This is a genomic window from Burkholderia glumae LMG 2196 = ATCC 33617 (genome assembly GCF_000960995.1).
GTDB lineage: Bacteria > Pseudomonadota > Gammaproteobacteria > Burkholderiales > Burkholderiaceae > Burkholderia > Burkholderia glumae.
Window position 1 is genome coordinate 157,775 of record NZ_CP009433.1, and the last position, 22,644, is coordinate 180,418.

Below are 22,644 nucleotides of genomic sequence, written 5' to 3' on the forward strand. Positions count from 1 at the left end.
AAGGGGCGGCTCTCGGTGGCAGATCCACGCGCCTAACCCGAATGAAAGGATGGAGCGCAACCACGCGCCTTCCCCGGCCGAGCCGACCACACGGCCCGGGGCGTTTCCGCCCCGGGTCCCCTCGCCCGGCGTAGCCGGGCGCTGGCCCTGCTGTACGCCCGCGATCAGCGGGCGCGTCACCCACGACCAGCCGTTAGCCCGCGCCGGCGGGCTCGTCGTCCACGAAGCGGTGCCGAACCGCGACCGCATGGCCACGCCCGAAGCGCGACGCGCGCGGCACGACGGGGTACCCGCGCCGGCGGGCAAGTTCGTCACGCCCTGGTGTTCGCCGGCGCGCATCGGGCGCGCAGCAGGGCCCGGCCCGCAGAGCGAGAGCTCGGCGCGCCGCGGTGGGCGATGCGCGGCCATGCGAGTGCGGTATGCTCACGGGATCATCGTCTTCAGACTCGACACATGCTGATACGAGAGAGCAGATCACGCGTCACGCTGCTGCGAGCAGCATCGAATCGCGCACAAACGCCGGCCGAGCCGGCAAAACGGGGCCGGCCGCGGAAACACACGGTCATCGGGGCATTTCGAGCCACGGACGGCGTGCCGGAGGAGATCCTGAGCAGCCTGGGTGCGGCCGAACGGAAGGCCCTTGAGCGGTGGATGGCGGCGTTTCGGGAGAGTCAGGCGCGGGCGGCCGCGGCGCCGGTGCTGGCGAGCGCCCGCCTGCGACTGGACGAGCTCGTGAGCGCGCTCGATGCGGCGGCCGACACGCTCACGTCAACGGAAGCGGATGCGCTCTGGGAGCGGCTGCAGGCCGTGAAGCAATCGCTTCGCCGAGCTGGCCATGCGCGGCCGGCGACGAAGAAGCGGCCGCCGCCGGCGCCGATCGGCCAGCGCGACCTGGTCGACGAGCTGCAGGCGTCGAACGACGCGCGGTAGCCGAGCAGGCGGCAGCAGACCGCCTGGCGACGCTCGAACGAATACCGAACCATGCCCAGATCCCTCCCGAAGCACGCCCGCCACGTCGCGCAATCGCGGCTGCACAGGCGCACGCTGCTGCCGCTGTCCACGAAGGCCGTCGATGCGATGGCACTGAAGTATCACACTGCGCTCGCAGCACTCAAGGTCGGGCGCGGGACCGAGCGCTGCGTCGAGCTGCTGCTGCAGTTGACCACGATCGCGCGGTTCATCGGGGAAGAGAGCACGGTGAGGCTCGACCCGGTGCTGCTCGAGGAGCTGGCGAACGTCTTGCGGGCGGCGATCGAGCGAGGTCACGCAACGGGCCAATGGTTCGTTGATGCAGTGCATCAGGATCTGTGCGCGGCGCTGGTGATCGAGCACGAGCGGCAATTGCGCGTAACGCCGATCGGCACGCTGGAGCGGGCGCTGGATCGAGTCAGGCATTTCGTCTCGGCTCATCGCCCGGCCGGGCTTTAGCGTCGCCCGCGCCTGGGCGGCATGACGGTTCCGCGCGCCAGGCCGATTGCGGTGCCGCCGTTTTGACGAGACCGCGTCCGACAGGCCGGTGCGGTACGTCGCACGCGGCCAGTCGGGCGTGTCGCCTGTGCCGTTATTCGGCCGCCGGCTGCGCAGGCGGCTCGGTGCGCTTGGCGTCGGTTAGATAGACCGCCACCAGCGCGCCGTGGCGAATCATCGTTCGAACCCGGTGGCGGCCCGTCTGCTCGGCGCCAGCAGGTAGCGTGACGTCGGGCCGAAAGTGCGCCGGCCGGTTCGCGCCCACCCCGAGTTCGCGCGTCCCCTTGTAGTCGCGATGTATTTGCTTCCATTGAGCCTGCGTCATGTGATGGAAGTCCGGGCCGGCATAGTTGCACAAGGGCGGGAGCTTGCTGGCGGTCTTCGCGGCGGCCGCTTGGTCAACGCTCGGCGCTCGATAGTCGCGCACCTTTTCGATGCCGCCGTTTTCGCCCAACATCGCGCGCTCGTAGATAAGGCGGCATTCGAGGTGGTTGATCCAGCGGTCGTTGTGAGCGATGGCGCGGGTTTGGGTCTCGAGGTAGCTGGCGACGATCGCGTGATATTCGTCCCGCCGGCTCTCGAGGGTGCGCCACAGATCGGGTGCGACGCGGTATGCGATGGCCAGCGCTTGTTCCCTGGTCAGCTGTGCGGGCGAAAAAGAGGCTACGAGCGCTTCCCGATCAAGCTTGCTGCGCTGCCGCGCTCGCAGGTCTGCCTCGAGGCGCTTGATACGCCGGTGGCGCACATCGGGACGTTCCTTGTATTGCGCGTTCGCGATCGCCGCGCGTGCTCGGCGCTGCCAGTATTCGCTCTTGTCCCACAACGTGAGCGCCTGGCGGATGCTGGCGTCCATGCGCGCAAGGTCGCGGCGATGCCGACCTTCGCTGTGGTGCCCGACCAAGATCGGTTGGCCCAACGGGATATGCTCTGCGATTGCGTCAACGGCCGCGCGGCGGGCCTGCGCTTGCGCCTCGGCCCGGTCACTCGCGGCCGCGTACCGTTCAGCCCGTGCCTTGGCGCGCTCGGACAGGCTGGCGTCCTCATCGTCGATCTGTCCGCACAGTTCGATCAGCAGGTCTTCGCGCGGCGGAGTCCACATCGGAGCGACGAAAAGCGACTGCTTCGGCGCGTGGCGAAAGCCGGCTGCGTGGATGCGCTGGTACGTCTCCGAATCGAGCCTGGTTGCAGCGTACAGGCGCAGCTTGTTGTCTTCGGGTGAGTAAGTGGCAGTGAGGGTTTGCATGATTGCTCCGTCGAAAAGCCGCGATCGCCGAATTGGCGCCGACGCGGTATGCCGGGAGACCTCTTACTGAAGACCGCTTTTTGCTGTTGCTGTGGCCTTCCGTTCGTCGTCTCGCGAACAGGCCAGCTACGCCGGACGACGAGTCAAGGAAGAAGCGCGGGGTGGGGCGGGCCGCGCGCAACGCGCGCAACACGGCCCCGCGCGCCTTGACTCGCCGGGCGGCAAAGCTAAGGTCGCGGGAAAGTGACGGCGAGCGGAGGGCACGGCGATGCGGGTGCAAGGTGGAGGCGGGGTACGTGCACGCAGGGGCGGGCTGCAGTCACGGCGAGGCCCGCCCCGTCTCGAGAACCAGGCTTTTCAGGCTACGGCGCCGACAGTTCGCCTTGATGTATAGCTCGATTCGAGCTATACTGACTATGTCAGCGCGGCATTGGGCCAGCACTGTATGTCGAGGAGAGAGTCATGCGCGAATTCCAACACGGTCCGTTTCTGTATTCGGCGAATAATCAACGGTCGATCGCCGGCCGCCCTTGCCTCGACTGGGAGGTCCATTACGACGACCGAGGCCAGGCGCTTTGCTCTATGACTCTCCCCGCCGACTCGACTCAGTCGGCCGTGATCGAGGCTCTTGCCGACTCGGTCGCGTCGTTTCGAAGAAACGCGATGCGCGACGGAGCGGTCGACGTGCTGCAACTGGTGCGTCAGAGCGACGACGTCGTGCTCAGCGGCGTTCCTGTGCGGGCGCTTCCGGCGGGCATGTCGAATTGCCTGATGGATGATCGATTCCCGACCTGGGCGCAGGTCGCCGGCACGACGTTGCGGGTGCCGATGGACATCGCCGAATTCACGGAGCACGTCAGCCAGGCCCGCGCGCCGAAGAACGCCTGGATCGCAGGCCTGCTTCCTGACGAGGTGTTGACGCTCGATGCCGACGAGTGGCGGGCTCCGACGTCGTGGGAGATCCGGCACGTTGTGGGAGAGGGTTCGTTCACCGGGGTCACCGGCGCGCAGGCAGCAGCCCTCGTCGGGGTGGTCCCGCAGAATTTTCGGAAATACACAGCGCGCGAGGGGGCATCGGCGCGTCAATCGATCAGCTTCGCGATGTGGCATGCGCTGCTGCACCGACTTGGCGTGAAGGCGCTCGAAACGGAGGGGGCGTGATGATCGACGTGAAACTGCTCTCCGACGTCGAGCTGGCGCGCCTGATCTCGAGCGCGATGGCGGAGTGGGCGCAGCGGCAAGGGTTCGAGGCACAACAGACCGCTTCGGCGGCCACGGTGGCCGCCGCGGCGCCGCGGCGGCAGCTGAAAAGCGACGCTCACGCTGTCGAAGAGCCGAGCGAAGAGGACAAGCGATTCTGTCTGCACATCGCGCAACGTCTGCGGCGGAGTGACTACATCAAGGCCGACGAGCGCGCGCGAGTTGCCGAAATTGCCCGGACATCGCCGGATTGGGTTCGCCGGCAGGATTTGCCCACGTCGAAGAGCGCCGGGGACTGGGCGAAGGCACGGACAAAAAATAGGATTGGCTACGCGCGGGAGCGCTGATACACTGATTCCGCTGCTGAACAAGCAGCCGGAGGTTGATAGTTTTCTCTCCTGCTCCTGCCGTATAGGCAGCCCGGGGAAGTCAGCTCCTGGTCTGGCGTTTATCTGCCGCATAGGCAGCTTAGTGATGCTAGCTTTCGATCTTCGTATTCGCTGCTGCACAAGCAGCTCAGGTTAGTAAGGAAGTAGGCTTTGCTGCTGAACAGGCAGCTTGGCAACGAGGCCCCGCAATCGCGGGGCCTTTTTCATTTCGTCGAGCCCCGCGGTCGCAGTCCGATCTGGTCGAGCCCCGGGGCCCCGCCAACGGCCACTCCCTCAACCATGGCCAGGCCGACGGCATACGGCGAGGAATGGCCACAAGCTGACACTCAGCATTCCCGCTCGTGAGACCGCTTTAGGCTTGAAAGGAGGCATCCGCAAGTGCGTAGGTCACACGACCAAGTCGCAAATTCGATTGCCGAGGGCCAGAAGGAAGGTGGATATGTCCGTCGCTTCCGCCCGTGTGATGGCCTGCTTTTGATTAGTCACTGGATCGAGATCTGCCTCATGCACAATGGCATTTCGGCGCGTAGCAATCAGCCTCTGCTTGAGCTTGGCGACCTTGTCGGAAATTCCAAGGCCTAAAGCGATCTGCTGCCACTTCTGATCCTCATCCCAAATATAGCTCAGGCCATCGGCAATTTTCTTTGGATCTTGAAAGGATAAAGTGCTGAGTTTTTCGCGGACGATTTCCTCGAAGCGAACTGGCGGCGGCGGAACCGCGCCGGCCGCTAGGCCAGGCAGATGCTGGATGGCGACGGCCTCATTCAAGTATTTGCCCGTCGCCGGTCTTTGGCTCTCAAATATCCTCACCATGCCGATGCGAATCAAATCATGCATCAGCTTGTCAAACGCGCTAACGGCATTAACGACCTGCGAGCGCAGCAAATCATCGAACTGCGCGGGAATGGCGACAGCGTTGCTCAAATGATCGTAGAGGACTCCAAGCTCATCCGCCTGCTGAATGTTTTTATGAAAGACCGCCTTGGCGTTGAGCATAGTCATCAGTTCATGAGGTCCTGCAGCGTCTGTGCAACGGACGCAATCTGGCCATGGATCTGGTCGCGCTTTATGACCATATTGGCCAAGACGGGCCCAGTTGCGCCAAGTTCGTCATCGCGCAGTGCGAACACCGGTACGCCAGCCTGGTGAGAGCGCGGCAGCAAGGCACCGAAGTCCGGGATTTCCTCCAGACAGTAACCGCCATTGCTTAGCGCGTTCGGATACGCATTATCGGGTAGTGTGAGCCCCGCATTTCTGAGAGCGGGATACAGGCGACTCTGGGTGACAGCCTTTATCTCACCGATGTTGTCCCTGTAAGGTGCGGCCGCGCGGCCCCTTCGCACGTTGAAGCGCTGGATGACGGTGCCGGCGAACTTGGGCAGGCCCGGCCGCAGCGGGTATGCCGAATCCTGGAACGCCGTCTCGTTGTTCACCTTCCAGGAGCCCCACCTCGGGAAGATGGTTTCCAGCGTTTGCAACGCCATGATGGAGAACGGGTCAGGGTTCGTTGGGATCAGGACAAAGTCTGAGTTCAGGAAAAGGTTCTGATTGATCGCGCTCAGGCCCGGGTTGAGATCGACGATCGTGTAGTCAATTTGATTAGACTCTTCGACCTGGCGCATTAGCTCGTGGAAGGCACCTGGCAAGTTTTGCAGCGTAGCCAGCGCATTCGAAGTCTGCGCAAAGGTCAGTGAAGCATCGTATTCAGAGAGCGTCGCATGACCGGCCAGCAAGTGCAGCCGCGGTTGGCGGACCGGAGATTTACAGACCACGGGCTGGATGGGCGTGGGCTTGCCCGTGAAGGCTGGCGCGACCCCGTCCTTGATGTTGTGGAGGCGCGTCGCGTCGTCTAGGTAGTACGCATCGAAGTCATCGCCGAGTATCAAACTGGAGAGATTACATTGCGGGTCGGCATCGACCAGCAGGACCCGATGTCCCCGCTCGGCGAGCATCCAGCCCACGTTGTAGACGGTAGTGGTTTTACTGACGCCGCCCTTGTGGTTGAATAAGACCAATCGTTTTGCCATTTCTGGACTCCAAGAAGTGCTTCAGTCGTCAATAGCGGGGAATGATACTCCACCACCGGGGCGCGGGGCGCGGGGGCGATTCGAGGGGCGGTCTCGGCAGTTCAGAGCCGACTGGATCTGGTCGGTCAGTCCGATCCGGTGTTCCGATGTATTGGCTACAACTGAGTCAGCGCGATCGGCGCCGTTCCATCGCCAAGATGGCGGACATGATGTGATGTCGCCGCCCCCTGCGACCGCAATCGGCACCGGTGCTAATGACTACGATTCGCGGCCTAGCGGTCGCCTATTCTAGACGAGTGATGGACCGCTTCGGGTCGCCTAACGCCGTTCGCGGCGCGCCAGAACAGCCGTTCGCTGCCCCAGGCACGTGCTATCGTCGGAAACGGCTCGCGACGGCTAGACACTCATGACATGTTGCTGGCCAACGTCGGGCCAAAAGGGCTATGCGGGCGGCGCCCAGCTCAAGCGAATGGGGGCAGGACAGATTGTTGCGCTCACAACCAATTTGACATAATGGAATTTAACGGCGCCGCAGCTGTAGTCGTCTTGGGAAGCGTCGAATTTTCTGGTAGCGCACTGCTGGACAATCGGTTCTCGTGCCGACGCCGCTCTATAGAAACCGGCGTCGGGGTCGCCGCCCCGCAAAGAATTTTCCCCATTTCCCCATCCTCTTATACGTGCGCAGACGAGCCTTCCTGACCATCCAGACGAAGTGCGATAGGACCGTAGGCGGTCAGGATCTTGGTGATGCCGAGCTCGTCATCGACGGCGAGTGCGTCGCGCTCGGCAACCAGCACGGCACGCGCGGCGATCGCCTGGGCGAGCATTGGCTGGCTCAGTTCAGCTCGCGACTCCTCCACGGCGATCAATTCCACCTGGCGCGCGATAAGTTGGCCGATGGTCTGGCAGGCCACTTCGTATTCGACGGATACCATCTGCGTCCTCAATTTTCGTCGGATTGATTGGTTAGTAGATCGGGCTGGATCAGAAACCGCGCCGGGTCGTCACCCAGCCAGACTGGCTGGCGACCCTTCCCTGTCCATGTTTTGCCTGAGATCGGATCGCGATACATGGGTGTGTTCGACACTCGAGTCGAACGGCGCTTCGCGGCCTTCTCATGCAGGTCGTCGACACCGATATCAAGATCCTTCATCAGATCCCGAATCTGCACGATTGCAGCATCGCGCTCCGCCTTTCGTGCGATGGCAATGCGAGCATCGAGCGCTTCCAATTCCGCGAGGAGAGACAGGTAACCTTTTGTCGTCATGTTTATCGCTGTAGTTAACGTCTGTTTGAGCTCACCTACTGCTTCACAAGGAGAGGAACGCCGCAATTTTTCGTGCGGGTCACCCTCATGCGCGCCATTTTACGGTTGCGTCAGTGTGCGCTTGCAGCGCATGGATTCCAGGTCGAGTCGCGCGCGCAGATGTCGATGCTGCCCCGCCTGCAGCCGCGGTGCTTCTACGATCTTGTCATTGAGGTGGCCATCGTCCGGCCTGGCCCGGTACAGGGTGGCATGGTCCATCCGTTCCTGCGGCGCCGCCAGGGCGAGGAGCCAGTCACCTACCCTTCGCCTGACGTCGAGAAGGCATTGAAGCGCACGCTCGGCGTGCCGATCTTCCAGGAGCAAGTGATGCAGGTTGCGATGCTCGCGGCCGGCTTCTCTGCCGGCGAAGCAGACCAGCTACGCCGCGCGATGGCTGCCTGGAAGCGCAAGGGCGGCCTGGAGCCCTACCACGAGCGGCTGGTCGACGGGATGCTCGCTCGCGGATACGACCGAGATTTCGCCGAGGCCATCTTCGCGCAGATCAAGGGCTTCGGCGACTACGGCTTTCCGGAGAGCCACGCGGCCAGTTTTGCCTTGCTCGTCTACGCCAGCGCCTGGCTGCGCAGGCACGAACCAGCCGTCTTCCTCGCCGCGTTGCTGAACAGCCAGCCGATGGGCTTCTACACGCCCTCGCAACTGCTGCAGGATGCCAAGCGTCGCGACGTGTGCGTGTTGCCGGTCGACGTGGCCGTCAGCACGTGGGATTCGGTGCTCGAAGGTGCGACGACGGCATCTCCCGTGCGCTTGGGCATGTCCCTCGTGAGCGGGATGCGAGAGGAAGCTGCGGCGCGTATCGAGCTGGCGCGCGCCGTGCGGCCGTTCGTCGACGTCGCGGATCTCGCCAGGCGGGCCGCGCTCGATCGGCACGACCTGCAGGTGCTCGCCCGGGCGGGAGCGTTGCGCTCCCTAGCCGGCAACAATCGACGCGACGCCATGTGGCTTGCTGCTGCCGCCGTGCCAGACCGCGGCATCCTGCGCGGCACCGAGCGCGACGACGCGGCGCCTGCCCTTGTACAGGCCTCAGAGGGGCACGAGATCCTGACCGACTACCGCGCGATGGGCTTCACGCTCGGCCGCCATCCGCTCGAGCTCCTGCGAGATCGGCTGCGGTCCGATCGGCTGCTGCCGGCGGCCGAGCTCTCGCAGCTGCGCAACGGCCAGTTCGCGCGGGCGTGCGGGATCGTCACGGTGCGGCAACGGCCAGGCACGGCGAAGGGCGTGCTGTTCATCACGTTGGAAGACGAGACTGGCCAGACCAACGTGATCGTTTGGCCGACATTGCTCGAGCAATATCGCCGCGAAGCGCTTGGCGCGTCATTGCTGGCCGTCTACGGGATCTGGCAGACAGACGGCCAGGTCGAGCACCTGGTTGCCAAGCGTCTGGTGGATCGGACTGAGCTGCTCGGCGCGTTGCGCGTCGAGTCGCACGATTTTCATTGAACGATGTCCGACGGAGAACGAACCATGAATCGGGAACAGCGTGAAGAGGCCTCACGTCGATGGGTGCAGGCTGCAGCGCAAACAGCGGAAGCCCAGGCAATGATCGCGCTCGGCTGGCAAGTGGTAAGAGGCCAGTTCAAAAACCCTGCTCAGCTCGTCTGAAGATGTTCCAACAGATGAGCGAGCAGCCAAGTTTGAGGAATGCTTCGTGAATGTAGGCACGTCGCTCGAAGCGAGTGCGTAGGCGCCGGAAATTGTGTAGCCAGGAATGCGTACGTTCGACCACCCAACGATACTTGCCCAGACCACTGCCATGCTCGGTCCGGCGCTTGGCGATCACGGGCTTGATACCGCGTTCGCGCAACGCGCGACGATGTCGGGTGGAATCGTAGCCGCGATCGGCGTAGACGACGCCGGGCTTCTGAAGCGCTCGGCCACGAACGCCGCGAATGGGTGGAATCGCATCAACGAGCGGCAGCAACTGCGTGACGTCGTTGGTGTTCGCGCCAGTCAGGATCGCAACGAGAGGAACGCCGTTGGCGTCTACGAGGACGTGGTGCTTGGAACCGGGTCGCGCGCGATCGGTGGGGTTCGGGCCAGTTTTTCGCCCGCCCCAACGGCGCGCACGGACGACGAATCGACCGCAGCGTATGACAGATCGATTTGGCCGGCCGCACGCAACTTGTCGAGAAGCAACTCGTGCAGTTGGTCCCATACACCAGCCTTTTGCCAGTCGCTCAATCGCCGCCAGCATGTGGCGCCCGAGCCAAAGCCCAGACGAGTCGGCAAGTGGTTCCAACGAATTCCCGTTTTGAACACGAACAGGATGCCGTTGAGAGCCGCACGGTCGGACACGCGCGGGCGACCAGGATCGCTCTTCGCTCGAAGCTTCGCAGGTGGCAGCAATGGTTCGATCAGTATCCACAGTTCGTCGTCAATGATTGGCGCTTCCATCCTTGGACTTCCGTTGTTCTGATGCCCAAGGTTAACAGCTTGCCGAGGAAGTAAACAGCCCCTCTCGGGAGTTTTTGAACTGGCCTCTAAGTCCTTACGGTTATTCGCATTCAACTGGCTGGACGATCGAGGATATTCGCACCGACGGGAAGTGGGAGACGTTTTTGTGGAAAGGCAGACATATCCACGACCGATTCGAGACACCACTGGACGCAGCCACCCACCGCGCTGATTTTCTCGCTGCGTGATGATATGCAGATCGACGGCGCGCCCTCTCTTCTTCGGTATCGGACAAGTGTAGGTGTTCGGCATCCTGTACTCGACCGAATGCCAGCCAGCTAGATAAGGTGTGGCGCGATACACTACTCTCGTCCCTCGATAACCTCTGTTTCCTATGTCATCTTCATTTCAGCCGACTGCGGAGCAGGAGTTATGCGTCGCGACCGCGGCGACCGGCACGAACCTGAAGATCAAGGCTTTCGCCGGTGCCGGCAAGACTTCAACGTTGCAGCTCATTGCGGCCTCCCAGCACGCACGGAAGGGCAGCTATCTGGCCTTCAATCGCGATATCGCCGACTATGCACGTCGGAAATTTCCGTCCAACGTCACTTCGCGGACCGTCCACGCTGCCGCATATGCAGCAGCCTCGTCGAAGATACGCGCCCGGATGCAGCTCGCCACTGAGCCCTCACACGAACTCGCTGCTCGACTTGGGCTTAACCCCGTCCGCGTGAGACGTGTGGTGGGCGATCCGATCGAACTGACGCTGTTTGAACTCGGGCAGATGGTGGTGGAGGGCCTCGGCGCGTATTGTCGCTCGGCCGATGCGCAGCCCTCAATCTCGCACATTACTGTCGACGAGCGCATCGACGAACACGATGCCAACACACTGCGGCAATGGCTGTTACCTTCTGTCCAACGGCTATGGCATGAGAGCGCCGATCCCAATGGCCGAAGCGCAATTAGTCCCGACGTCACGCTCAAGCTCTGGGCGTTGGCCAAGCCCTACATCGCGTCGGACTTCATCTTGTTCGACGAAGCACAGGACAGCGACGGCGTGATGCTGTCAGTTCTAGAGCGACAGCGCCACGCTCAAATCATCTATGTCGGTGACCCCTACCAACAGATCTACGAATGGCGAGGCGCCGTCAATGCGATGGAGAAAATATCGGCGCCCGAGTGCGCCCTGACCGAATCCTTTCGGTTCGGTACGACGGTGGCCGTACTCGCGAGTCGCCTTCTCGCCCTGATGGGCGAAACAACACCGCTTCGCGGTCAGGAAACGATCGGCACGGAACTCGTTGAAGACCCAACGATAGCTCCGCCCGTCGACGCCGTCCTGTGCCGCAAGAACGTGACGGCTGTTTGGCAATATGCGGTGGGCCTTGAGCTGGGACATCGTCCGACGATTCGGATGAGCCCTGCGGAGATCGAAGCCTTTGCCGACGCAGCAGACATGCTGCAGGCGGGACGACGTGCCTTCCGCCCTGCCGCGTTCTCGCTGTTCGAATCATGGGAAGACGCACGAGCCTTTTCGCGAAGTGCGATCGGTGTCGATCTGTTGCCGATAGTCGAACTGATTGATCAATGTGGCACGGACTATCTGCGCCGCGTTGCCCGCCATGCGGGAATGAACAGCTCGGGTGACTACGTCGTATCGACGATTCACCGCGCGAAGGGACTCGAGTACAAGAGGGTAAGGATCGCTAATGACTTCAACTTCAAGTTCGAGGAAGGACGTTTCTTGTTAGAGGACGACGAGATGCGATTGCTCTATGTGGCCATTACCCGGGCCAAGCATTTGCTTGATGTCGCATCTTTGCGGGACGACTTGGTGCGCCTCATCACTCAAAGGCGGTAGCTCACCCGCCGTTTGGCTACACGATTCGTCCTAGGTCACCAGCGTCTCCAGCCCCCGGGGGGCCAGGAAACCGGCCCCAACCCGACTGATCGCGGCAAGCTCGGATCGAAACGACACATCGTCGTAGATGCACGTGGCATTCCTCTGGCCGTCACGATCACGGGAGCCAACCGACACGATTCGATGGCATTCGAGTCCACGCTCGATGCCATTCCTGCCGTGCCGGGCCTGAATGGTCAGCCGCGCAAGCGGCCGACCAAACTGCACGCCGACAAAGGGTATGACTTCGCTCGTTGCGGGCGCTATCTGAGACAGCGCGGCATCAAGGCCCGTATTGCCCGCCGCGGTGTCGAAAGTCGCGAGCGACTTGGGCGGCATCGTTGGGTGGTCGAGCGCACCCATGCCTGGTTCGCGGGGTTCGGCAAGCTCCGGATTCGCTTCGAGCGGCGCCTCGATATTCATGCCGCCTTGCTTGTGCTGGCTGCCGCTGTCATCTGCGCGAGGTTCGTGGATGACTTGTGTTAGCGACTCTTATTGCGTTCTACGCTGACCGGCAGCACTCGCGTGTTGCTCCGCAAAGTCCGCGAGCGTGCGCAACGCGTCTCGTGCGGAGCGCAAATAGAACGACTGCAACTGGAACACGTGCCAGCGCCCCGCATGGACCTCGAGCGTGCAGCGCACGCCGCATGCGTTGGCGTGCGAGGCAAGCCGCAGTGAATCGGACAGCAATATCTCCTGAGCGCCCACCTGGACCATCATCGGCGGCAGGCCGCACAGATCGGTATCGAGCGGTCCGCCAGCGGCTGCAGGATCGGGACCGTGATACCAGCGCAGGCCTTGCTCCAGCCAGCCGCGACGGATCATCGGATCGTGGCCGCTGCGCGTCGAGAGCGTTTCGCCGCCGAGTGCCGCGTCGGTGACTGGCGAGATCAGCGCGAGCGCGGCGGGCATGGCCTTGCCGCGCTCGCGCAGCGCCGCCGCCAAGGCCAGCGCGAGCGCGCCACCTGCCGAATCGCCCGCGACGACGATGCGCTCCGGCGCATAACCTTGCGCGCGCATCGTTGCATAGGCGTCCAGCGCGTCGTCGAGTGCCGCCGGATGCGGGTGCTCCGGCGCGAGCCGGTAGTCGGGCACCCAAACCGCCATGCCCGATTCGTGGGCGAGCCGCGTCGTCACGCTGCGGTGCGTGCCCGGGCCTCCGAGGCAGAATGCGCCGCCGTGCAGATAGAGGATCGCGCCGCCGGTATCCCCGCGTTTGGGCGCGACCACCTCCGTATATACGCCGCCCGCGGGCGTGCGATAACGGATCACGCCGCCAACGCCAGGCATCAGCAGCGACAGCATCCCGACGATGCGCCGCTGGCAGACGACGCCGAATGGCGGTCCGATCAGCGAGCGGAAGCCGAATCGCAGAAAGCCACGCAGGAAGCTCGCGTTGAGTTTTTCCAGCATGCTGGCGGGCTCGGCAACGGCGACCCCGGCCGCCTGTCCGGCGAGTCCCGGCAACACCGTCGAGAACCGGTAGGCGGCGAGCCCAGAGAAGCGCGTGAGCCAGCGGTACGAGAGTGTGAAGCCCGGCCAGTTGGTACTGTTGTGTCCGGACGCATCGACGTACCAGCTCTTGCAGCCATTCCATACCGAATCAGTGAGGCGCTGCTGCACGTGCAGATTGAATCGCCGGTAGCGGCGCGGATCGACGTCGATCGCGCTTGCCCCCGAACGCTGCATCGCGCGCACGCAGCGCATCACATGGGCGATCTGGCTTTCGAGCATGTAGACGATCGAATTATGGCCGAGGTTGGTATTCGGGCCGTACAGCATGAAGAAGTTGGGAAAGCCTGGCACGGTCATGCCGAGCCAGGCCTGCGCGCCGCGCCGCCAGACCTCGTTTAGGTCGAGTCCGCTGCGCCCCGAGATGCGCATTGGCGAGAGGAATTCGGTGGCAGCAAACCCCGTGCCATAGACGATCGCGTCGACCTCGTGAAGTGTGCCATCAGTGGTCTCGACCCCGTGCCCGGTGACGCGCCGAATACCTTGCGTGACGAGTTCGACGTTGTCCCGACTCATCGCCGCAAGATAGTCACTCGACAGCAGGATTCGCTTGCACCCGATCGGATAGTCGGGCGTGAGCCGTTTGCGCAGAGCCGCGTCGGGAACCTGCTGGGTCAGCAACTTGCGGAATGGCCGGCCGACCGCAAATTTCATCAGCCCATTCAGACGCGTGAATGCGATCGCACGCGACTCGTAGCGCAGGTAGATCGCAGCGCGATGCAGTTTCATCGCCCACGGCAATCTGCGGAACAGCGCACGTTGCCATGGGCTGTACTCACGGTCCGCGCGCGGCATCAGGTAGGCGGGTGAACGCTGGAACACCGTGAGCGACTGCACGGTATCGGCGATTGCGGGCACGAACTGGATCGCGGACGCGCCGGTGCCGATAACCGCGACGCGCTTTCCGGCGAGCGAATACTCGTGATCCCAGTGTGCGGAATGAAACGCGCGGCCACGGAACGTGTCGATGCCGGGCAGGTTCGGCAACGCCGGCCGGCTCAACTGGCCCGTACCGCTGATCAGCAACGCCGCGCTAAGCGTCGAGCCGTCTGACAACGTCAAGCGCCATAGCGCATGGGGCTCGTCGTAGCGTGCATGCGTGACCTCCGCATGAAAGCGCAGATACCGATCGAGTCCGTATTTGGCCGCACAACGCCGCAGGTACGCGTAAATCTCCGGCTGCCGCGCGAACGTTCGCGTCCATTCGGGATTCGGTTCAAACGAGAACGAGTAGAGATGCGAGGGCACGTCACATGCCGCGCCGGGATAGCTGTTGTCACGCCATACGCCGCCCACGTCATGCGAGCGCTCAAGAATCAGGAAGTCATCGATGCCCGCACGCTTGAGCGCGACGCCCATGCCGATGCCGGCAAAGCCCGCGCCTATGACGATGGCGGCCAGTGGTTCTGTGCTGCCGCTCATGACGGTCGAGTCAGGCGATTGCATGGCGGGTCTCCTCGGGGTAGGTGTGGGGCGCGTCGGCAGCGCGGGGTTCGGTATGGGCTGCGGTGCGTGCATCGGTAAACAGCGCACCCACGCGACTAACGCCGCGTATCAGATCGACCGCTTTCTCCGCGATCATGATCGTAGGCGCGTTGGTGTTGCCGCCGATCAGCGTCGGCATCACGGACGCGTCGACGATGCGCAACCCTTCCAGCCCGCGTACGCGCAATTGAGGATCGACCACGGCGAGCGCGTCTTGTCCCATCCGGCACGTGCCGACCGGGTGATACACGGTGTCGGTGCGTTGCCGGAGCACGTCGCGGATCTCGTCGTAGGTGCTCGCGTGCTTGGTAAATGCATCGCGCGTCGTCCACTGCGCAAGCGCGGGCGCTTGCATGAGCCGGCGCGTGAGCTTGAAGGCGGCCACCATATCGTCGAGATCGCGCGGATCGTCGAAGAAGGCCGGATCGATGCGCGGCGCGTCGAGCGGATCGGCGCTGCGCAGCATGACCGAGCCGCGGCTGCGCGGCCGCAGCAGGCACACGTGGCACGACAGCCCATGGCCCAAGTGGAACCGGCGCGCATGATCGTCGACGAGCGCAACGACGAAATGCAACTGGATGTCGGGAGCGTCGAGCCCGGCGCGCGTCTTCAGAAAACCGCCGCCTTCCGCGAAGTTCGACGTCAGCATGCCGCGGCGTTCGCGGCGAAAGCGCGTCAGTTCGCGCAGCATGCGCAAGCCGCCGCGCACCGATACGCCCATTGTGTCCGCGCTGCGCGTGCGGTAGCCGAAGATGAAATCCGGATGATCCTGCAGGTTGCGGCCGACGCCGGGCAGGTCGGCACGCACAGGAATGCCGAATTGCTGAAGCTCGCGGGCCGGGCCAACGCCCGACAGCATCAGTAACTGCGGCGTCTGCAGCGCGCCGGCCGCGAGCACGACTTCGCGCCGGGCGCGCAACGTGCGGACTTCGCCGTGCTGCCGCACCTCGACGCCCGCCGCACGCGTGCCTTCGAACAGGATGCGCAGCACCTGCGCGTGCGTCTCGACCGTCAGGTTGTCGCGGCGACCCACGTGCGGTAGCAGGTATGCGCGCGCGGCGCTCCAGCGCTCGCCGTGCTTCTGCGTGACTTGGTAGAGGCCGATACCTTCCTGCTGCGCGCCGTTGAAATCGTCGGTCAGCGGCAGGCCGGTTTGCCGGGCCGCCTCGCGATAGCGCGCGTGGAAAGGGTTGTCGGTGCGCAGGTCGCTGACCCACAGCGGTCCGTCGCGGCCGTGCCATTCGTCGTCGAAGCGCTCGTTGTGCTCGCTCAGGCGGAAGTATGGCAGCACGTTGTCGTATGCCCAGCCTTCGTTGCCGAGCGCAGCCCAGCCATCGTAGTCGATGCGATGGCCTCGGATGTAGACCATCGCGTTGATCGCGGACGAGCCTCCGAGCGACTTGCCGCGCGGCTGGTAGCCGATGCGCCCCCCGAGGCCCGGCTGCGGTACCGTGTCGAACGCCCAGTTGTTGACGCGGGTCGGCAGCATCGCGACGGCGCCTGTCGGCACGTTGACGATCGCGCCATCGCCGCGGCCGCCGGCCTCGAGCACGCAGACGGAGATGGCTGGGTCTTCGGTCAGGCGCCCTGCGACGACGCACCCGCCCGAACCGCCGCCTACGATGATGTAGTCGAAAGTCTTGCTCATGGAATCATCTCCGGAAAATCGGTGGATCACGCGAAGCGCGTCAGCACGCGCAGCAGCAAGTCGAAGGTCTTGCCGTACGGCGGATGGAACAGCGCGGTGCCGCTGCGGCGCGCCTGGTGGAACACGGGCTTGTGGTGACTGAACGTGTCGAAGCCCCACTTGCCGTGATACGCGCCGATCCCACTTGGGCCGACGCCGCCGAACGGCTGGTGTTCCTGCGCGAGGTGCCAGAGGCAGTCATTTACGGTGACGCCGCCCGACACCGTCTCGCGCAGCACGCGGTCGCGGCGCACAGCGTCGCGACCGAACCAGTAAAGCGCGAGCGGGCGCGGCCGGCGGCTGACGTAGTCGATCGCGTCGTCGACGCTCGCGTATTCGACGATCGGCAGCACGGGACCGAAGATCTCCTCGCGCATCAGCCGCATCGTGTCGCGCGCGCCGATCACGACGGTCGGCGGACACTTGCGCGACGCCCCGTCGAAGCGCTCGCCGGCCGGGTTGATTTCGAGCACGCGTGCGCCGCCGTCGCGCGCCTCGTCGATCAGTGCCGCGAGCCGGCCGCGGTGCCGCGCGCCGATGATCGCCGTGTAGTCGGGATTGGCTGCAAGCGTCGGGTAGCGGCGCACGATCGCGTCCGACAGCCGCGCGGCAACCGTCTCCGCGGTGCCAGCCGGCACGAGCAGGTAGTCGGGAGCGATGCAGGTCTGGCCCGCGTTCAGCAGTTTGCCGAACGCGATGCGCGCGGCGGCGTGCGCGATGTCGCACGACGGATCGAGGATTGCGGGCGATTTGCCGCCCAGTTCGAGCGTGACGGGCGTGAGGTTCGCGGCCGCAGCCAGCGCGACGTCGCGGCCGACCGCAGTCGAGCCCGTGAAGAACAGGTGATCAAACGGCAGGCCCGCGAACGCCTTCGCGGTGTCGACGTCGCCCCTCACGATGCTAAGTTCGTCGGCGTCGAACGCGTCGGCGACGAGCGTGTCGAGCAGCGCCGACAGCCGCGGCGTCAGTTCCGACGGCTTGACCAGCACGCGGTTGCCGGCGGCGAGCGCCGCGACTGCGGGGCCGAGCGCGAGCTGGAGCGGGTAATTCCACGGCGCCATCACGCCAACCACGCCGAGCGGCTGCGGCGCGAGCCGGTTGTAGCCGGGACGGAAGTGCGGCGCGGTTGGCACGCGGCATTCGCTCATCCATTGCTTTAGATGCGTATGCGCATGGCGAATGCCGCTGCGGACGACGAAAAGTTCGGCAAGGCGCGTCTCGTGCGCGGACCGTCCGCCGAAATCGGCATCGATCGCATGCACGATCGCGGGCTCGTGCGCGTCGAGCAGGGCGCGCAGGCGATCGAGACGCGATATCCGCGTCGAGAGCGGCGGAGCGGGGTCACGGGCAAACGCTTCGCGCTGGCGCTCGAAGCGGACCGCGAGATCGGTGGGGCGACTCGGGTGCATGGTGTCTCCTGCGGAAGCGATGGTGTCGTTCGGACGACGACTAGACAACGCCGATGGTGCCGGCTGTATGGGAAAACGCCAATGGTGCTTCGGGACAATTGTTTTAGTATTTGGGACAAATCGGCGCTTTGAGGGTTTCTCCGCATGAGCTTCTGGGACTTCACCCGGAGTCCGGCCAGCGCCCGGTTGCTGGTCGATTTCGGCGACGAACGCGGCGTGTCTCACGCGGCGCTGCTGGCCGGCACGGGGTTGACGGACGCGCAACTCGACGACCCGAACGTTGAGGTGACGGCCGCACAGGAACTGCGGTTGACGGGCAACCTGCTGCGCTCGCTCGGGCATCCGGCCGGTCTCGGGTTCGAGGTCGGCCTGCGCTACCATTTCTCCGCATACGGCGTGTGGGGCTACGGGCTGATTGCGAGCGCCACCGCGCGCGACGCGCTTGCGCTGGCGATGCGTTTCCTACCACTTACCTACGCGTTCACCGTCATCACGTATCGCGAAGAACCCGACGCGGGTGTGCTCAATTTCGGCGCGCCGGAGCTACCGGATGCTCTGAGCCGGTTCTGCGTCGAGCGCGACATGGCAGCGGCGGCGATGCTGCTGCAGGACACGGCAGGGGGGGATTTCGCGCTGTCGCGGTTCACGGTACAGGCCGCGCGCGCGACACCGGCACGCCATACGACGGCACCCGTGCTGCGGATCGGCGGCGTCGAGCCCGAGTACGGCGCGCGTTCGAACAGTCTCGCATTCGCGCGCGCGTACCTCGACCGGCCGCTGCCGCACGCGAACCCGATCACGGTATCGATGTGCGAACAAATGTGCAGCCGGCTGCTCGACGCACGGCGGGCCCGCATCGGTACGTCGACGATGATTCGCCACTACCTGAATGCGACGTGGGGCGGGGCGTCGCTTTCGCTTGAAGAAATGGCTCGGATGATGAACACGAGCGCGCGCACGCTCAAGCGCAGGCTGCAGGAAGATGGCACGACCTTCCGAACCCTGCTCAATGAATCGCGCAGCGCGATGGCCGAAACGCTGTTGAGCGACGCGCACCTGACGCTCACAGAAATTGCGGAGCGGCTTGGTTTCAGCGACTTGTCAAGTTTCTCCCAAGCGTTCAAGAGATGGTACGGGGTCGCGCCGCAGGTTCATCGCGCGGGAATGGCGCACAGACGGAAAGGGACGAGCCGATAAGGCGGAAATATTCGCAGGAGACCGCCGGTCGGCGAGGAAGCGCAGCGGTAGATGTGAATAACGCGTTCGGCGCACCGCGAATGCAAGCTCCACTACCCTAAAAGGAATGACGGGTTGCTGACCGCAGCGGCCGCTCAAATGTAAGCGCTCTTTGAAGGACGCCATTGCACGACGAGGCTGATTCACCGAGGCTACGTGTCCATGTTCAATGAGCGTGGACAGGTGTGCATGAACGAGCAACACGGAGGTTTGCAGAGCCGGTTGGTGGCCGATCGCAAGCGAGACGGACGGCGCAAGTACGACGAGGATGCGAAGCGCGAGTTGATACAGGCGTGTCTGAAGCCAGGGGTGTCGATCGCGCGGACGGCCATGGAGCACGACATCAATCCGAACCTCGTTCGGACGTGGATTTCCAAGTATCAGCGCGAACAAGCCGCGGGCGAGATAGCCAGCTCCGCGGCGGAGCCGTCACGAGAGGCTCGCGTCGAGTTGTCGACGGCTTCCGTGCCTGAGGAATCAGCCTTCATGCAGGTCGTCACCTCTGCGGCTGCCCCCACTCCGGCTAAATCGGCTGCGGTGTCCTCGCTGAAGGTGCACTTACCAAACGGCGTTTCCTTGGAGCTGAGCCAGGCGAACTTCGATGAACTGACGATGCTCGTCCAGATGCTCGGGAGGCTGCCGTGTTCCGGTTCGACGAAGGGCTGAAGGTCTACCTGCATCGCGATCCGGTCGACTTCCGCATGGGCATCAACGGGCTGTCGATCCTGGTCGAACAGGCGATGCGCCTGAACTCAATGACCTCGGCGCTGTTCGTCTTCGGCAACCGCCGTCGTGATCGAGTCAAGATCCTCGGCTGGGGCGGCAACGGTTTCTGGTTACTGCTCAAGCGACTCGAAGCCGACCGCTTCGTCTGGCCGAACGGTGGCGACACGATCACGATCAGCACCGAGCAGTTGCACTGGCTGCTCGACGGCATCGACCTGGCCGTGATCCAGAAGCATCCCCAGCGATATTACGCGCGGATGAGCTGAACACCACGCAGGTGGCGTGGTCTAATTGGCCATGCCGAACAGCCCCGTCATGCCGAGTGTTGAGCAATACCAGGCACTGCTCGCCGAACGCGATGCGCTGCGCGGTGAGCTTCGGCTCGTGACGGCTCAGCGCGATCTGGCCGAAGAGAAACTGCGGGCCTACAAGCACGAACTGTTCGGCGCCTCGAGCGAGGCGCGCCATGCCGACCAGCTCGGCCTGTTCAACGAAGCCGAGGCGCTGGCGACGACTGCCGACGCGCCCGCGCGCGAGGATATGCCCGGTACATCGGTCGCGGCCCACACGCGAGGCAAGCGCGGGCGCAAACCACTCGATCCGAATCTGCCGCGCGAGGTCGTGCGGCACGAGCTGCCCGAGTCCGAACGGTTCTGCGCCCATGACGGCCAGGCCCTCGTCGAGATCGGCGTGGAAACGAGCGAACAGCTCGACGTGATTCCCGAGCAAGTGCGCGTCGTTCAGCACCAGCGGGTCAAGTACGCGTGCCCATGCTGCGATCTCGGCATCAAGGTCACGCTGGCGCCGACGCGCATCATTCCGCGCGGGCTGCTCACGGAATCCGCGCTGGCGTGGATCATCACCGGCAAGTATCAGTACGGCATGCCGCTGTATCGTCAGGCCACACTGCTGCGTCGCTTCGGCGGTGACATCTCGTCGAATACGCTGGCCGCCAGCGTGGTGCGGGTAGGTCTGGCCACGCAGCCGGTGATCAACCTGATGCGCGACGCGCTGCTCGAATCGAACTTGATCTACGGCGACGAAACCACGTTCCAGGTGCTGAAGGAACCAGGACGAAGGCCGCAGACGAAGAGTTACCTGTGGGCGCAGGTCAACGGCTCGGGGCCGTCCGTGCGGATGTTCTCCTACTCGCCCGGGCGCGGTGCTCAACATGCGCAGAAGCTGTATGCCGGTGTACAGCCCGGCACTGCGCTGATGACGGATGGCTACGAGCTCTATAACGGCATCGCCCACGATCACCAGCTCGTGCATCTCGGATGCTGGGCACACGTGCGCCGCGGCTTCATCAAGGCCGAGGAGTCGGTGCCGAAGGCGGCACGCTCACCGGATCTGCTGGCCACACGCTTCGTGGCACTGATCGGCAAGCTGTTCGCGGCCGAGGCGCGCAGCGCGAAGTGGGAGTCTGAACGTCGGCGACGGCTGCGCGCCCGGTACAGCGCCCGCGTGCTCGTCATCATCGAGCGCATGCTAATCGAGCATCTGCCGGGCGTCGTGCCGTCGAGTTTGCTCGGCAAGGCATTGCAGTACATGAACGGACAGTGGCCCAAGCTGGTCCGCTACGTCGAGAACGGCAACTGGCCGATCTCGAACAACCTGTGCGAGAACGCGATAAGGCCGTTCGTCGTCGGCCGCAAGGGCTGGCTGTTCTCTGATACGGTCGCCGGTGCGCAGGCCAGTGCCAACCTGTACTCCCTCGTCGAGACGTGCAAGGCGAACGGCATCGAGCCGTATCGCTATCTGGTCTGGCTGTTCACCAGGTTGCCGCTCGCTGCAACCGCCGACGACTACGCCGATCTCATGCCTTGGAGAATGTCTGCTGGCCTCAACCGCTGAGGGGCGTCGTTAAAAGACCGCGTACGATCTATCTCTCGGAGGAGCGGGCACTGGCGGCTCGCGACGTCATCCGCTTCACGCGCGGAGACGAACTGGTCAAGAACGGCCATGAGGCGACGGTGGTCTCCATCCAGGGCAACCAGGCCGTTCTTCGTCTCGCGGACGGAAAGGAGATCCCGTGGGATCTCGACGCCCAACGTCACTGGGATCATGCCTACGCGGCGACGGTCCACGCTGGCCAGGGCGCGACGCGGGAGCAGGCCATCCTGCACATCCCGTCCGAAAAGCTCGGGCGCGATCCTGACGACCCACGCCGACAATCCGACATTGCGATGACCGTGCGTCGCATTTTCGGTGACCGCAGCTTCTACGTCGGCATCACCCGCGCCGTCGACGATCTGCTAGTCTATACGACAGGCGCCGAGACGGCCCGATGGGCAGTCAGCCAGCATCAGGACAAGTCGAGCGCTCTCCAGACGCTACGTGAACACGATGAGGCGCAACAGGCCGTATCTGCTCCACAACGCCAGCGACGGCAACAGGTGGTTCAGGAGATGCAGACCGATCCGGATTGAGCACATCGAAACGGCGGCCGCCAGCTAGGCCTCCTGGAGAGCGTTTCCCACGTTTGATTAGTTTCTGCAGGGTTTAACCAACGCGCCTGCCACACGCATCGTTTCGCGAGTTGCGCTCACGAAACCTTAGTGCGTGTCCTACCGATTTCTCGCCCGCGATCGACAGGCTTGGTACTCTCGCGTCGAAATGACTCGGCATCCGAAAAAGGCGCC

The 22,644-nt window shown here is 64.0% G+C and carries 19 protein-coding genes and 2 pseudogenes; 12 read left to right on the forward strand and 9 right to left on the reverse strand.

The genetic code is table 11. The annotated features are described in order from the left end of the window. Positions 1 to 453 precede the first annotated feature (453 nt). Together KS03_RS29315 and KS03_RS01385 are read left to right on the forward strand one after the other, a co-directional pair. Positions 454 to 930, forward strand: a complete 477-nt coding sequence (locus KS03_RS29315) for a hypothetical protein (protein WP_042967545.1) — start codon at positions 454 to 456, stop codon at positions 928 to 930. A 51-nt stretch (positions 931 to 981) separates the two neighbouring features. Then, positions 982 to 1,428 carry a hypothetical protein gene (locus tag KS03_RS01385; RefSeq protein WP_017432684.1) on the forward strand — a complete coding sequence of 149 codons (447 nt, stop codon included), beginning with the start codon at positions 982 to 984 and terminating at the stop codon, positions 1,426 to 1,428. 133 nt (positions 1,429 to 1,561) lie between these two features. On the opposite strand, the gene KS03_RS01390 is transcribed toward KS03_RS01385, so the two are convergent. Then, positions 1,562 to 2,710: a DUF3560 domain-containing protein gene (locus KS03_RS01390; protein WP_017432683.1), complete on the reverse strand. Its 1,149-nt coding sequence runs from the start codon at positions 2,708 to 2,710 to the stop codon at positions 1,562 to 1,564. Between the two features lie 462 nt (positions 2,711 to 3,172). Here KS03_RS01390 and KS03_RS01395 point away from each other — a divergent pair, with 462 nt between their 5' ends. Then, positions 3,173 to 3,871: a hypothetical protein gene (locus KS03_RS01395; RefSeq protein WP_045678704.1), complete on the forward strand. Its 699-nt coding sequence runs from the start codon at positions 3,173 to 3,175 to the stop codon at positions 3,869 to 3,871. Further along, complete coding sequence (locus KS03_RS01400; RefSeq protein WP_017432681.1) at positions 3,871 to 4,257, forward strand: hypothetical protein; 387 nt, start codon at positions 3,871 to 3,873, stop codon at positions 4,255 to 4,257. Before KS03_RS01395 ends, KS03_RS01400 begins: the two co-directional genes overlap by 1 nt. A 429-nt stretch (positions 4,258 to 4,686) precedes the next feature. Here KS03_RS01400 and KS03_RS01405 read toward each other — a convergent pair whose 3' ends face one another. The 4 genes from KS03_RS01405 to KS03_RS29320 form a co-directional block, all read right to left on the reverse strand. Beyond that, positions 4,687 to 5,301, reverse strand: a complete 615-nt coding sequence (locus tag KS03_RS01405; RefSeq protein WP_017432680.1) for a HEPN domain-containing protein — start codon at positions 5,299 to 5,301, stop codon at positions 4,687 to 4,689. Beyond that, positions 5,301 to 6,326: a ParA family protein gene (locus KS03_RS01410; RefSeq protein WP_017432679.1), complete on the reverse strand. Its 1,026-nt coding sequence runs from the start codon at positions 6,324 to 6,326 to the stop codon at positions 5,301 to 5,303. Before KS03_RS01410 ends, KS03_RS01405 begins: the two co-directional genes overlap by 1 nt. Before the next feature lie 671 nt (positions 6,327 to 6,997). Further along, on the reverse strand, positions 6,998 to 7,261 hold the full coding sequence (locus tag KS03_RS01415; protein ID WP_017432678.1) for a hypothetical protein: 264 nt from the start codon (positions 7,259 to 7,261) through the stop codon (positions 6,998 to 7,000). 8 nt (positions 7,262 to 7,269) lie between these two features. Continuing rightward, a complete protein-coding gene (locus tag KS03_RS29320; RefSeq protein WP_080630273.1) occupies positions 7,270 to 7,593 on the reverse strand; it encodes an H-NS histone family protein in 324 nt (107 codons plus the stop codon). 135 nt (positions 7,594 to 7,728) lie between these two features. Between KS03_RS29320 and KS03_RS01420 the strand changes: the two are divergent. Further along, positions 7,729 to 9,093, forward strand: a pseudogene (locus KS03_RS01420) (helix-hairpin-helix domain-containing protein); the annotation flags it as partial. A gap of 136 nt (positions 9,094 to 9,229) precedes the next feature. Here KS03_RS01420 and KS03_RS29325 read toward each other — a convergent pair. Then, positions 9,230 to 10,047, reverse strand: a protein-coding gene (locus KS03_RS29325) for an IS5-like element ISBugl2 family transposase (protein WP_088499524.1) whose coding sequence is annotated in 2 segments (ribosomal slippage) — positions 9,230 to 9,699 and positions 9,699 to 10,047 — 819 coding nt in all. Because the reading frame shifts where the segments join, the coding sequence is not laid out codon by codon here. A 394-nt stretch (positions 10,048 to 10,441) separates the two neighbouring features. Between KS03_RS29325 and KS03_RS01425 the strand changes: the two genes are divergently transcribed. Together KS03_RS01425 and KS03_RS01430 are read left to right on the forward strand one after the other, a co-directional pair. Then, entirely contained in the window at positions 10,442 to 11,908 is a 1,467-nt protein-coding gene (locus tag KS03_RS01425; protein ID WP_039203994.1) for a 3'-5' exonuclease, read from the forward strand. A gap of 57 nt (positions 11,909 to 11,965) precedes the next feature. After that, positions 11,966 to 12,433 (forward strand): annotated as a pseudogene (locus KS03_RS01430) (IS5 family transposase); the annotation flags it as partial. 6 nt (positions 12,434 to 12,439) lie between these two features. On the opposite strand, the gene KS03_RS01435 reads toward KS03_RS01430, so the two are convergent. Genes KS03_RS01435 through KS03_RS01445 form a run of 3 tightly spaced genes read right to left on the reverse strand, consistent with a single transcriptional unit; the run spans position 12,440 to position 18,040 of the window. After that, positions 12,440 to 14,905 carry a flavin-containing monooxygenase gene (locus KS03_RS01435; RefSeq protein ID WP_012732758.1) on the reverse strand — a complete coding sequence of 822 codons (2,466 nt, stop codon included), beginning with the start codon at positions 14,903 to 14,905 and terminating at the stop codon, positions 12,440 to 12,442. Next, positions 14,892 to 16,592, reverse strand: a complete 1,701-nt coding sequence (locus KS03_RS01440; protein WP_012732757.1) for a GMC family oxidoreductase — start codon at positions 16,590 to 16,592, stop codon at positions 14,892 to 14,894. Before KS03_RS01440 ends, KS03_RS01435 begins: the two co-directional genes overlap by 14 nt. 26 nt (positions 16,593 to 16,618) lie before the next feature. Beyond that, complete coding sequence (locus KS03_RS01445; protein WP_012732756.1) at positions 16,619 to 18,040, reverse strand: coniferyl aldehyde dehydrogenase; 1,422 nt, start codon at positions 18,038 to 18,040, stop codon at positions 16,619 to 16,621. 144 nt (positions 18,041 to 18,184) lie between these two features. Between KS03_RS01445 and KS03_RS01450 the strand changes: the two genes are divergently transcribed. The 5 genes from KS03_RS01450 to KS03_RS01470 all read left to right on the forward strand — a co-directional run bounded on the left by KS03_RS01450 (position 18,185) and on the right by KS03_RS01470 (position 22,431). Further along, positions 18,185 to 19,237 carry an AraC family transcriptional regulator gene (locus KS03_RS01450; protein ID WP_012732755.1) on the forward strand — a complete coding sequence of 351 codons (1,053 nt, stop codon included), beginning with the start codon at positions 18,185 to 18,187 and terminating at the stop codon, positions 19,235 to 19,237. Positions 19,238 to 19,465: 228 nt separating this feature from the next. Then, complete coding sequence (gene tnpA / locus KS03_RS01455) at positions 19,466 to 19,942, forward strand: IS66-like element accessory protein TnpA (protein WP_012734051.1); 477 nt, start codon at positions 19,466 to 19,468, stop codon at positions 19,940 to 19,942. Further along, positions 19,918 to 20,268 (forward strand): IS66 family insertion sequence element accessory protein TnpB, encoded by a 351-nt coding sequence (tnpB, locus tag KS03_RS01460; protein WP_012732753.1) that lies wholly within the window; start codon positions 19,918 to 19,920, stop codon positions 20,266 to 20,268. The genes tnpA and tnpB overlap by 25 nt, the downstream gene beginning before the upstream one ends. 31 nt (positions 20,269 to 20,299) lie before the next feature. Next, positions 20,300 to 21,856: an IS66 family transposase gene (tnpC, locus tag KS03_RS01465; protein WP_012732752.1), complete on the forward strand. Its 1,557-nt coding sequence runs from the start codon at positions 20,300 to 20,302 to the stop codon at positions 21,854 to 21,856. Next, positions 21,826 to 22,431 carry a conjugative transfer relaxase/helicase family protein gene (locus KS03_RS01470; RefSeq protein ID WP_017432335.1) on the forward strand — a complete coding sequence of 202 codons (606 nt, stop codon included), beginning with the start codon at positions 21,826 to 21,828 and terminating at the stop codon, positions 22,429 to 22,431. Before tnpC ends, KS03_RS01470 begins: the two co-directional genes overlap by 31 nt. Positions 22,432 to 22,644: the final 213 nt, after the last annotated feature.